Raw genomic sequence first — 12298 nt, forward strand, 5'->3', positions numbered from 1 at the left:
TAAAAGTCTATTTTCCATCTCCATTTAAATCTCCTCCTCAAAAGGAGATTTAATTCTGGATTTATGCTTTGTAAAAATCACTTATTGGGAGGACACTTAGCCATTGGCTGCAGAAATATTATCTACACTCTTAGAAGTTCTTTCTTGTCTCGATTGATTATTTTTATCGTCCGAAGAGCTTCCACTAGCAAACTCATTATTTTCAAAACAGACTTTTAAGACTTCTTCTAGTTTTGTGACAAAACGAACATCGATTCTTCTACGAATAGTTAAAGGGAGTTCTGAAAAAGAGCCTCTATTTTTATCTGGTAAACAAACTTTTCGAATACCCGATCTTAATGCAGCTAAAACTTTTTCACGAACACCACCAATGGGTAGAACCCTACCATGTAACGTTATTTCACCCGTCACGGCGACATCTTGGCTTACGTATTGATTTGTGAATGCAGAAACTAAGGCAACAGCAATCGCAATTCCAGCGCTTGGTCCATCTTTGGGAATGGCACCAGCAGGAACATGCAAATGAATATCTTGTGTTGTAAATTTATCCGCATCAATTTTTAAATCTTTAGCAAGAGCCCGAACACATGTTAATGCGGTTTGAGCAGATTCTTTCATAACATCGCCTAATTGACCTGTTAAGATTAACTTTCCATTTCCATTCATTAAGGTAACTTCAAGTTCTAAAATTTCTCCACCAGCTTGGGTATAGGCGAGACCAACTCCAACCCCAATTCTCTTTTTATAAATATCGTGATCATCACTAAAGTAACGTTCTTCACCGAGTAATTCTTTAGCAATTTTTGGAGTTACTTTAACGAGTTTGCGATCTTTCCCTTTTTCATCGTTTTCTGCAATATATCTCGCTAATTTTCTAGTAATAGTTGCAATATGTTTTTCTAAACTACGCAACCCAGATTCTCTTGTATAAGAATTAATTACTAAATTAACAGCAGTATCTTGAAATTGAACAAGATCTGGATTTAAGCCATTTTGTCCTATCACTTTAGGAATAATATATTGTCTTGTAATTTCAGATTTTTCTTCTTCACTATAACCACTCACTTCTATGATTTCGAGTCTGTCACGTAAAGCAGCGGGAATGGTGTCAAGTCGATTCGCATTGGCGAGAAAAATAATTTGGCTTAAATCAAACGGAACAGAAATATAGTGATCCGAAAAAGAATGATTTTGTTCTGGATCTAAGACTTCTAATAAAGCACTTGCTGGATCCCCTTTGTAGTCCGCTCCTAATTTATCAATTTCATCGAGCATCATAACAGGATTACGGGTTCCGACTGTTTTTAATGTTTGAATAATGCGTCCAGGCATGGCTCCGACATAAGTTCTGCGATGTCCTCTAATTTCAGCTTCATCACGAACCCCACCCAAACTAATGCGGACAAATTTTCGTCCAAGCGCTCTTGCGATACTTCTTCCTAAACTTGTTTTACCAACTCCTGGTGGACCTACAAAACATAAAATAGGACCTTTTAATTCGGGATTTAATTTTTTTACGGCAATATATTCTAATATTCTATCTTTTATTTTATCTAGCCCATAGTGATCTTCATCTAATATTTTTTTACAATGAGACATTTCAATTTTAGAATCGCTTACTTTAGTCCAAGGAAGATCCACCATCCACTCTAAATAAGTTCTTGTTAAAGTTGCTTGTTTTAAACATTCGGATTGAGCTTCTGTAGTCATTCCTGTTTTTAAGATTTTATCTTTTAAATCTTCTACTTCTTCTTTACCATCTAGTTCACCAAGTTCATGTTTTAAAGCTTTAAGTTGTTCCCTTAAATATTGTTCTCTTTGACTTTTAGCCGATTCTTCTTTTGAATGTGAATAGCCCCGACTTTGACTTGTATAGGATTCAAGTTCCCTTAACAATAATGTATGTACTTTTCTTAGGCGTTCAAAAGGATCTGATGTCGCTAAAACTTTTTGTGCTTCAACTATTTTTAAACCTAAATTGCTAGCCACTAAGTTTGCAAGTCTTCCTGCATCTGTTACGTCTTCTATCAGCATTAAAAGATCGGGCGAAATAGAACGGCCAAAAGGAACAATTTTTTCGAGTTGTTCTTTAACAGAGAGACAAAGAGCTTCTCCTTCTTGGGTGATTTCTTTATCTAATAATAATTTCATACTGACTACAGGATAAGGATCGGATTGTTTTAATCCTAAAATTAAGGCACGAGAAACACCTTGAATTAAAACTTTTGTTCGTCCATCGGGGAGTTTGCGTGTTCTCATTACGCTCGCGACCGTACCAACATCATAAACATCAAAAGGAGGAGGGGTAGAGACTCTCAATTCAAAAAAAGTGTCATGCTCACGATTTATTTCAGAACGAAATGCAGATAAAAAAATAAATCTGTCTTTTGCACAAGCAGCATCGACAGCTCTCATACAAATATCTTCTGAAACAAAGACAGGTAGAATCATTTGTGGAAAGACCACAATGTCCTTTAATGGCAACAAAGGAAGACAGTCTGCTACTTTATCAATTCCTTGCGACATGGAATAATTTCCTCGTAAGCAATATCCTTTTCTATTTTTTTAATACTCTTATTTATTTTTGCAGAAATTAACAAACTTTGTGAGTCGCAAAAATGGCAGGAATTTGAAAAATTTTACTGAGTGGAAAAAATTACCCTGCAAAAAAATACTTATTTATTGTTATTTTTTTGCAGAAGTTTTCGCTTTTGCTGCTGTAGTAGAAGCGGTTGTTGAAACAGAGGATTGTGCACGTGCTCTTTGTTCTTGTCTTTGTTGAATTTCTTCTTCCGTTAATAAAACACGATCAGGTGCTTTGCCATCACGAATACATTCAGGAGTAACTGTAATTTGTTTCACGTTACGTTGTCCAGGAATATCAAACATGGTTTCAAGCATGACATCTTCAAGAATAGCACGTAAACCACGAGCTCCTGTTTTTCTTTTAATAGCCTCTTGTGAAACAGCTATCAATGCTTCTTGAGTGAATTCTAATTGAACTCTTTCATAACTAAACAACTTTTGAAATTGTTTAATAATAGAGTTTTTAGGTTGAGTTAACACTTGAACTAATGCGGATTCATCAAGTTCTGCTAAAGTAACAATTACAGGAAGACGTCCCATAAACTCAGGAATCATACCAAACTTAAGAAGATCTTCCACACGAACTTTCGCAAAAAGATCGGTCACCGTCATTTTAGATTTATTTTTAACATCGGCACCAAACCCCATAGCGGTTTGTTCCATACGATTGCGGATAATTTCTTCAAGTCCTGCAAAAGCTCCTCCACAAATAAATAAAATATTTGTGGTATCTACTTGCAAAAATTCCTGTTGAGGATGTTTACGACCACCACGAGGAGGAACATTTGCTACAGTACCCTCTAAAAGTTTTAATAGCGCCTGTTGAACACCTTCACCAGAAACATCACGAGTAATGGAAGTATTTTCCCCTTTTCTCGCAATTTTATCAATTTCATCTACATAGGCGATGCCTTTTTGTGCTTGTTCGACATCAAACTCAGCGGCTTGTAATAAATTGAGAATGATATTTTCAACATCTTCCCCAACATAACCTGCTTCTGTTAGATTAGTTGCATCGGCAATGGTAAAAGGAACTTGTAAAATACGAGCCATGCTTTGTGCGAGCAATGTTTTACCTGAACCTGTAGGGCCAATTAACAGAATGTTACTTTTAGCTAATTCAACATCTTCTTTATTTGCACTGGAGCCATGTTCAATACGTTTATAATGGTTATGAACCGCAACGGATAATACTTTTTTTGCTCTTTCTTGACCAATGACATATTCATCAAGAACTTTTTTTATTTCATTTGGACTTGGAACACCTTCAGCTATTTGTGTAGCATCATCTTTTTCCATTTCTTCAGCAATGATTTCATTACAAAGTTCGATACATTCATCACAAATGTATACATTTGGACCAGCGATTAATTTTTTTACTTCTCTTTGGCTCTTTCCACAAAAGCTGCAATGCAAGCCATGTGAACTCCCTGAGCCACCGCGTCCAGAAGAAAATTTCATTCCATTTTGTATCATAACAACTCACTACCTTTATCAAAGGCCTGTAAAAGCAACTCGGTCAGATCTTGGCATTAAAATATCGTCAACTAAGCCATAATCCTTAGCTTCTGCTGCTGACATAAAAAAATCTCTATCTGCATCCGCTTCAATTTCCGCAACTTTTTTACCAGTATGGGCTGCTAAAATTTCATTTAAACGCTTTTTAAGGGAAATAATTTCTTTTGCTTGGATAGCAATATCAGTCGCTTGACCACCCGCTCCACCATGGGGTTGATGAATCATGACGCGACTATTTGGAAGAGCGTAGCGTTTTCCTTTAGCTCCCGCTGCGAGAAGAAGCGCTCCCATACTCGCACATTGTCCTACACAAAAAGTCCGCACTTGAGGACGTATCACTTGCATAGCATCATAAATTGCCAAACCAGCTGTTACACTTCCACCAGGGCTATTAATGTAAAAACTGATATCTTTTTCTGGATCTTGAGATTCTAGAAAAAGAAGTTGTGCAACAATTAAATTTGCAACTTCGTCATAAACGGGGGTTCCAAGAAATACAATGCGATCTTTTAGAAGGCGAGACCACACATCGTAAGAACGTTCTCCTCGATTGGTTTGCTCAACAACTATAGGGACAAGTGGCATAGATCTTCTCCAAAGGGATGTGCAGTGATCAAATGTGAATCTCACTAAGCATTTGTAAATATAACCTAGAGTATCTTTTACTGCAAAGATGATAGAAAAAAAACTTTAAAGGAGAACCTTTAAAATGCTTGCTTCAAAAACTCCTAATGAAGATACTTAGCCTGCTTCGTTGGATTCAGCAATCAGGGATCAAAAACGGATTAAGAACGCAAAAAGTTGGAGCAATTCATGACTCGTTATCGCACATATCCCGATCTCAAAATCGGAAATTCACATATTCGCCCTCGCCGCTTAAGACAAAATGAACAAATTAGAGCTCTTGTTCAAGAAAACTCATTGCAAAAATCAGATCTTATTTACCCCATGTTTATTTCTGAAAAAGGAACAAAAAAATATGATATTCCAAGCTTACCTGGAATATCACGTATTCCGTTTGATGAACTTCTTCAAGAAATACAAGAAATTGAAAATCTTGGTATAAAAGGAATTATGTTATTTCCTGTTGTGGATCCATCTATAAAAGATACCATAGGAAAGGAGTCCTATAATCCAAATGGACTCATGCAAAATTCCATTCGAAAAATAAAAGAAAATTTTCCAAATATTCTTATTTTTGTAGATGTTGCTTTAGATCCCTACACGACACATGGTCATGATGGAATTACGAATGATGCAGGTTACGTTTTAAATGATGAAACCGTTGAAGCTCTCTGTAAACAATCCTTATCTTATGCATCTTGTGGCGTCGATTTTGTTTGTCCAAGCGATATGATGGATGGACGCATTGGGGCCATTCGTTCTGCATTAGATAAAGAAGGATATATTGGGACAAGTATTTTAGCATATAGCGCAAAGTTTGCGTCTGCTTTTTATGGTCCCTTTCGTGAAGCCGTTTCTTCTGGTGCCAGAGGACTTGATAAAAAAACATATCAATTAAATCCCTGCAACTCACGTGAAGCTGTAAAAGAAGCTTTGTTAGATATTGAAGAAGGAGCAGATATGGTTATGATTAAACCAGGGTTACCTTATTTGGATATCGTAACAAAAGTAAAAAGTGAGGTACATATTCCTGTAACTATTTATCAAGTAAGTGGAGAATATGCACTTTTAAAAAATGCGGCTCTTCATAATTTAATCGATGAAAAAGCAGCTGTATATGAAACTCTCATTTCAATGAAAAGAGCAGGTGCCGATTTAATAATTACTTATTACGCAAAATGGGTTTGTGAAAATATTTTATAAATTTTTGAATAGATTTTAAGGTAAAATAGAAAAATGGATATCAAGAAAAAAACAACTCGTGTCAAAATTGAAAATGCACTTGAATATTGTATTTTTGCAAGTAGATGGCTACAAGCACCTCTATATTTTGGGCTTATTATAGTACAAGTTATATATACATTTAAATTTGTGGAAGAACTCATTCATATTGTAGGATCAGCAACAGCAACTACAGAATTAAAATTGTTGTTAGGAATTTTACAATTAGTTGATTTTACAATGGTAGCAAACTTATTAGTTATGGTAATCATTGGCGGATATGCTACTTTTGTTAGCAAATTGAATTTAGAAAATCACGACGATAAACCTGATTGGCTCGATCATATCGACCCTGGTGCAATTAAAATAAAACTAGCAAGTTCTTTAATTGGAATCTCTAGTATCCATTTATTACGTTCCTTTATTGACTTTTCTACAAACGATATCGAAAAAGTCAAATGGCAAATCATAATTCATGTAACTTTCATAGCATCTACAGTCTTTTTAGCTGTGAGTGAGTACATTATGTCAAAAAAACATGCAAGGCATGACGATTAGTTTACTTGCTTTTTATATGTTATCTTACTTTTAGAAATTAAAAACATACTAAAGTGAGAATTAAAATGAAAAAGATTTTTTTGGCCATATTAATTTTAAATTTTGGATTAAATAAACTCTCTTTTTCACAAGATCTCACTGTTTTTACAGAAGAGCTACCTGGTCTTATTGAAGTTGATGATGATACGATTAAAGGTCCTGTAGTTGACCAAGTAAGAAAAATTTTAAAAAAAGCAAATCTAAATGCAAATATCAAAGCATTCCCTTGGGCAAGAAGTTATGAAATGGCAAAAAGAAACAAAAATTATTTTATTTTCCCAATGGCAAAAAATGCGGAAAGAGAAAAACATTTTAATTTTGTTGGAGTTCTTTTTAAAATAAAAACTTATTTTTACCAAAGAAACACGAGCGATTTTAAAATCACTAAATTAGAAGATGCTAAAAATCTTTCAATTTGTGTTGTCCGCAATGACATTCGGGATCAATTTTTAACGCAACAAGGATTTGAAAATTTAGTTCGTTTTCCTGATCAGGATGATTCCATTCACGAACTGATTGCAAAAAAATGCGATGTAACAATTTGTGCTGAAAACATAGAATTTTTATGGAAAAAAAATCTTAAAGAAGATATTAAAAGTTTAGTGAAAAAAAGTTATCTAGTTAAAGAGATAAGTGGCGATCGTTATTTATCCATTAACAAAGATTCATCTCCTGAAGTCATTCAAAAAATTTCAGAAGCCATGAAAGATCTAAAATATTAAATTATATTTTATTTATTTTTTTTCTTGATAATTTTTTTTATTAACTTCACAAATTAAGATAAAAAAATAAATATAATTGGAGACTATAGTTTGCAATCTACAGAAATAAAAAAACTTCCTGAAGATTTAATAAACCAAATAAAAGCGGGAGAGGTTGTTGAAAGGCCATACAACATTGTAAAAGAAGTTGTAGAAAATTCAATTGATGCGGGCGCAAAAAACATTCAAATTGAACTTTTAGATGGTGGTAAACAACTTATTCGTATTACAGATGATGGTTGTGGTATTCCAGCAAATCAAATTTTAACCGCATTAGAACGCCATGCTACAAGTAAAATTAAAAAGTTTCATGATTTAGAATCCTTAGCGAGTTTTGGTTTTCGTGGCGAGGCTCTTCCAAGTATCGCATCTATTTCTCATTTTACCATTCGATCGAGACCCCAAAATCAAGAAATGGGTAAAGAAATCAATATCAATTATGGGAACTTAGTATCAGAAAAAGAACTTAGCATGCCTCATGGAACGGTCATTCAAGTAAAAGATATTTTTACGAATGTTCCTGTGAGACTTAAATTTTTGAAATCAACAGCTACGGAATTTACCCATATTCATGATTTTTTAATTGCAATGGCTCTAGCAAATTATCATATCTCTTTTCGTTTTTCACATAATGGGAGAGAAGTTTTTCATTATCATTCTAAAAAAAGTTTAAAAGAAAGATTTCATGATATTGTTGGTGTTGATGCAAAAGATTTTGTCGAATTAAATCACTCAAGAGGATCATTTAACTTAACAGGTTTTGCGGGACTTCCAAAATCTGCAAAACAAAATCCAAGTTACTTTATCACGTTTGTTAATGGTAGATATGTTAAAGATAAAATTATAAGATCTGGAGTTTTACAAGCTTATCAAGGTCTTCTCATAAAAGGTTTGATCGCACCTGCAATCATTTTTGTTAAGGTCAATCCCTCATGGGTTGATGTCAACGCTCATCCCTCAAAAACAGAAATTCGATTTTACGATCCAGCCTCTTTGCAAGAGCTTGTCTCTATTGGAATTCAAGAAGCTGTTAAAGATTCAGTGCATCAATCGAATAAGCCAATAAATAATCTAATTAAAAATTCAAATGATATTTATATTCAACATAATATCTCTAAAATAGAAAATAAAAACCCTTATGCCTCCGAAAAAAACTTCGCATTTGAAACAAATCGTTTAAAAGATAATTTTACGAATAAATTAGTTAGCACAGAAAAAGACGGGCCCATTCTTCCTCATAAAAATTCCTTTCAAAAAGATATCATTTCTACCCCTCTTAGCAAAGGGACACAAGTTGCTAAATTAAAAGCAAATGAATCTATGTTTGAACCTTTAGAATCAAAAATAATACAGCCTAAAAAAAATAATTTATTTGAAACTGCAAAATATTTAGGACAGTTTGCAAATTGTTATATTTTACTAGAAATCATAGATGATTTATGGATTATTGATCAACATGCTTTTCATGAGCGCATTTTATATGAAGAAATTATGAAAAATCATCTTGAAAACAAAGTACCAAAACAAGATCTCATTTCCCCTATTATTATTCCTTCTAATGAGGTTTTAACAACTATTATTTTTGAGCAAAAAGATAAAATATTATCTTTAGGTTTTGAAATAGAAGCACTAAAAAATGGGCATATTGCAATACATGCTTTTCCCAGTTTCTTAAATACACAAAAAGTACCAGAAATATTTGACGAAATTATTACAAGAATTATTGCAATAAATGGACTCCCTCAATCCGAAGCTCATCCCTTATTAGAAAAAGCAAATAAAGTAACAAAGGGAATTCAAGAAGAAATGAATTTACAGCCAACACAATTAAAAGATCAAGATATCTATCATCTTTTATTTGCTACAATGGCTTGCCATAATGCCGTCAGATCAGGAGATCCTTTAAATGAGGAACTTGTCAAAAGACTTTTAGGAAGATCAAACGATGTGGACTTTTATTCGCATTGCCCACATGGTCGCCCCGTTATTCGAAAATTTACAAATAAGGATGTTTCTTCGTGGTTTCAAAGAATATAAAAACGGAATCTTTTTTTGCTATAGTTATTATAGGTCCAACAGCAAGCGGTAAAACTTCCTTAGCTCACTCCATTGCAGATGACTTAAAAAAACAAAATATTTTATCTGAATTAGTCAACTTAGATGCTTTTCAAATTTATAAAAATATGACTGCAGGAACAGCTAAACCAAGTTCAGAAGAAATTAAAAAATATAAATACCATTGTATTGATATCATTTCTCCAGAAGAAAGTTTAGATGCCAACACCTTTGCAAATAAAGTAACAAAAGCTTGTAAAGAAATTTATGAAAAAGGCTCCATCCCAATTTGTGTAGGTGGCAGTGGACTTTATTTACGCGCTTTTCTTCATGGACTTGATGATTTGCCACCTCGCGATGAAAAAATTAGAAGCGAAATTAGAACTCTAGCCGAAGAAAAAGGCTGGCCTTATTGTCATGATCTCCTGAAAGAAGTCGATCCTGTGCGTGCTTCTGAACTTCACCAAAACGATAAAACAAGAATAGAAAGAGCCCTTGAAATTTATAAAATTTTAGGTAAGCCCATGAGTTCCTTGCGATCAAAAACAAATTCTCTCGGTGAACAGGAGACCCTATTTCCTTGTTTCCTTATTCAGATGGAACCAAATGACGTTTTTTTAAAGGAACGAATAAAAGAACGAGTCCCTATTTTATTTCAACAAGGTTGGCTTGAAGAAATCAATCAACTTTATCATGTTTATGGAGATGCTCTAAATAGATTTAACTCTATGAAAGCAATTGGTTATGATGAAATTTTAGCTTACTTATTAAATATAAAGAAACAAGACTTTTCTGAAAGTACAAGCATTTCTATACTAAGTTTACAAGATAGAATTAGCACCTTAACGTGGCAATATGCAAAAAGGCAATTAACTTGGAATGCAAAAGAAAAAAAAGATTTTGTTGTTAATTTATACACCAATGAAGAATATCTTAAAATTTTAAATACTTTATTATTAAAAATTCCTTCCATCCGTTAAACAATTTGAATTTTTAGCAGTTGACATCTTGAATCAAATGTAGTTATAAGATACCATATATTAGTATGGTGCTTATTTTGATTAAGAGGCCTGCCCATGATTGAATTAACGAACGCTCAATTTAAAGTAATGGAATTTATATTTAATCATATGGACTCCACAGGAACTCCTCCAACAATCCGTGAAATTGCGAGTTACTTTCAATGGAAGTCTATAGGGAGCGCTCAAGATGTCATTGCTGCGCTCAGAAAAAAAGGTCTGTTACTTTCTAACGTACCAGGAAAATCGAGACAAATTGTACCAACCAAAGACGTAACAGAATTTTTTTATTCCTATCAAAATAACCCTAAACCATTTTCATTAAATTTTTCTGTAAATAAAAATAAATCTCTTAAATTAAAAAACCATTCTCCCCAAGTATTACCTGGTTTTGAAGATCTTTTGCGTGTTCCTTTGGTAGGGTCTGTAAGCGCGGGGCTACCTCGAGAAGCAATTGAAAATGCGGGAGAATTTATCCCTTTTCCAAGTGACACACGCATTTCTCAAAAAAATAATAAACTTTTTGCATTACAAATTGATGGATATAGCATGATAAATGCTGGTTTATTACCAAATGATATTGTTTTAGTGGAATCTAATTCAAACGCGAATGACAATGATATTGTAATTGCTTCTATTTACAATAGTGATTCTACGGTAAAACGCTACGCAAAAAAAGACTCCAATTTATACAATAAAAATATTAAATTTATATTAAATTATTCTCATAAAGAAAAGCCGCCAGCAATTTTAATACCCGAAAACCCTAATTTTATCCCTCTTGCTTTTGGTATTCATGAAGATGATAAAATATTAGGAATCGTCCGATCTCTTTATCGAAGAAGTATTATTTAATGATTAATTATAAAAATTTCCAAATCGCTCTTGCCAATCTCCAAAATAATCTATATGCTAGTATCGTCATTGTGTAAGAGTATTTATTGTGCACTTCACAAATTTGGTTCTTTTGTCTTATCAATGACCAAAAACAGATACGGAGCAGATCAAATGAAAGCGAATTTAGAACTTAAATTAAGTAATCGACATCAGCAAACTTGTTTAACAAACGCTTCATTTTCTTTTTATGCTTCCTATTTTGCCTATCGATTTTATTTTTAAAATTCCCCTTTTCAAAAAATTAAATATTATTTATATTCAGCATATAAATTCTTTTTACATTGCATCATTTCGTGTGGAGAAAAATCAACATGAGTAAAAAAATTATCATACTAATTGTATCGCTAATTGGGATATTAAGCGCTGTCATTATTATAAAAAGATCGAAACCTTCTGATGAACATATCACAATTGGTATTCTTCAATATGCATCTTTTCCTTCACTTGACGAAGCAAAAGATGGATTTATGGAACAAGCTAAAAAAGATTTTGGTGATAAAATTAAATTTATTGAACAAAATGCTCAGGGCTCTGTTTCACAAGCACAAGCCATTGCCTCTAGCTTTAAAGCAAATAGCAGCATAAATGCATTCTATGCTATAGCAACTCCTGCAGTTCAAGCTCTTAAATCTGAAATTAAAGATCGCCCCATTATTTTTGCAGCTGTTACAGATCCTATTGGTTTACAATTACGTGGTCCAAACTCAAACATAACCGGCTCAACTGACATGGCAGACATTCAAAAACAAATTAGAGTGATAAAAGAATTACTTCCTAATGTAAAAAAAGTTGCCATTCTATTTAATCCTGCTGAACCAAACTCTGTTATTCTTGTGAAAAAAATGAAAGAAGAACTTACAAAATATAATATTGAATTTCATGATAATGGAGCCAATAGCCAAGCAGATGTAGCTGCAGCAACTCAAAATGCGGTTCAAAATGCCCAAGCAATTTTAATTCCATCGGACAACACCATTTCGTCTGCATTTCCAATTGTAAAACAAATTGCAGACAAAGCAA

10 protein-coding genes are annotated in these 12298 nt (G+C 33.4%); 7 read left to right on the forward strand and 3 right to left on the reverse strand.

The features are described 5' to 3' along the window. Nucleotides 1-96: 96 nt before the first annotated feature. From lon to clpP, 3 genes are all read right to left on the reverse strand, one after another. On the reverse strand, nt 97-2526 hold the full coding sequence (lon, locus tag ACIQ56_RS08490; protein ID WP_397600642.1) for an endopeptidase La: 2430 nt from the start codon (nt 2524-2526) through the stop codon (nt 97-99). 159 nt (nt 2527-2685) lie between these two features. After that, nucleotides 2686-4062, reverse strand: coding sequence for an ATP-dependent Clp protease ATP-binding subunit ClpX (gene clpX, locus ACIQ56_RS08495; RefSeq protein WP_397600643.1), 1377 nt, complete (start codon nt 4060-4062; stop codon nt 2686-2688). A gap of 18 nt (nt 4063-4080) precedes the next feature. Then, nucleotides 4081-4689 carry an ATP-dependent Clp endopeptidase proteolytic subunit ClpP gene (gene clpP, locus ACIQ56_RS08500; RefSeq protein ID WP_153418506.1) on the reverse strand — a complete coding sequence of 203 codons (609 nt, stop codon included), beginning with the start codon at nt 4687-4689 and terminating at the stop codon, nt 4081-4083. 228 nt (nt 4690-4917) lie between these two features. Here clpP and hemB point away from each other — a divergent pair, with 228 nt between their 5' ends. The 7 genes from hemB to ACIQ56_RS08535 all read left to right on the forward strand — a co-directional run. After that, nucleotides 4918-5931, forward strand: a complete 1014-nt coding sequence (gene hemB / locus ACIQ56_RS08505; protein WP_397600644.1) for a porphobilinogen synthase — start codon at nt 4918-4920, stop codon at nt 5929-5931. Between the two features lie 33 nt (nt 5932-5964). Beyond that, nucleotides 5965-6507, forward strand: coding sequence for a TIGR00645 family protein (locus ACIQ56_RS08510; RefSeq protein ID WP_397600645.1), 543 nt, complete (start codon nt 5965-5967; stop codon nt 6505-6507). A gap of 65 nt (nt 6508-6572) precedes the next feature. After that, a complete protein-coding gene (locus ACIQ56_RS08515) occupies nt 6573-7268 on the forward strand; it encodes a substrate-binding periplasmic protein (RefSeq protein ID WP_397600646.1) in 696 nt (231 codons plus the stop codon). 90 nt (nt 7269-7358) lie between these two features. Then, nucleotides 7359-9344, forward strand: coding sequence for a DNA mismatch repair endonuclease MutL (gene mutL, locus ACIQ56_RS08520; protein ID WP_397600647.1), 1986 nt, complete (start codon nt 7359-7361; stop codon nt 9342-9344). Next, nucleotides 9326-10342 carry a tRNA (adenosine(37)-N6)-dimethylallyltransferase MiaA gene (gene miaA, locus ACIQ56_RS08525; protein ID WP_397600648.1) on the forward strand — a complete coding sequence of 339 codons (1017 nt, stop codon included), beginning with the start codon at nt 9326-9328 and terminating at the stop codon, nt 10340-10342. The genes mutL and miaA overlap by 19 nt, the downstream gene beginning before the upstream one ends. Before the next feature lie 96 nt (nt 10343-10438). Then, a complete protein-coding gene (gene lexA, locus ACIQ56_RS08530) occupies nt 10439-11236 on the forward strand; it encodes a transcriptional repressor LexA (protein WP_397600649.1) in 798 nt (265 codons plus the stop codon). Between the two features lie 353 nt (nt 11237-11589). Then, a partial coding sequence (locus tag ACIQ56_RS08535) for an ABC transporter substrate-binding protein (RefSeq protein WP_397600650.1) occupies nt 11590-12298 on the forward strand: 709 nt, incomplete at its 3' end.

The organism is Silvanigrella sp., from assembly GCF_044369315.1.
Lineage (GTDB): Bacteria > Bdellovibrionota_B > Oligoflexia > Silvanigrellales > Silvanigrellaceae > Silvanigrella.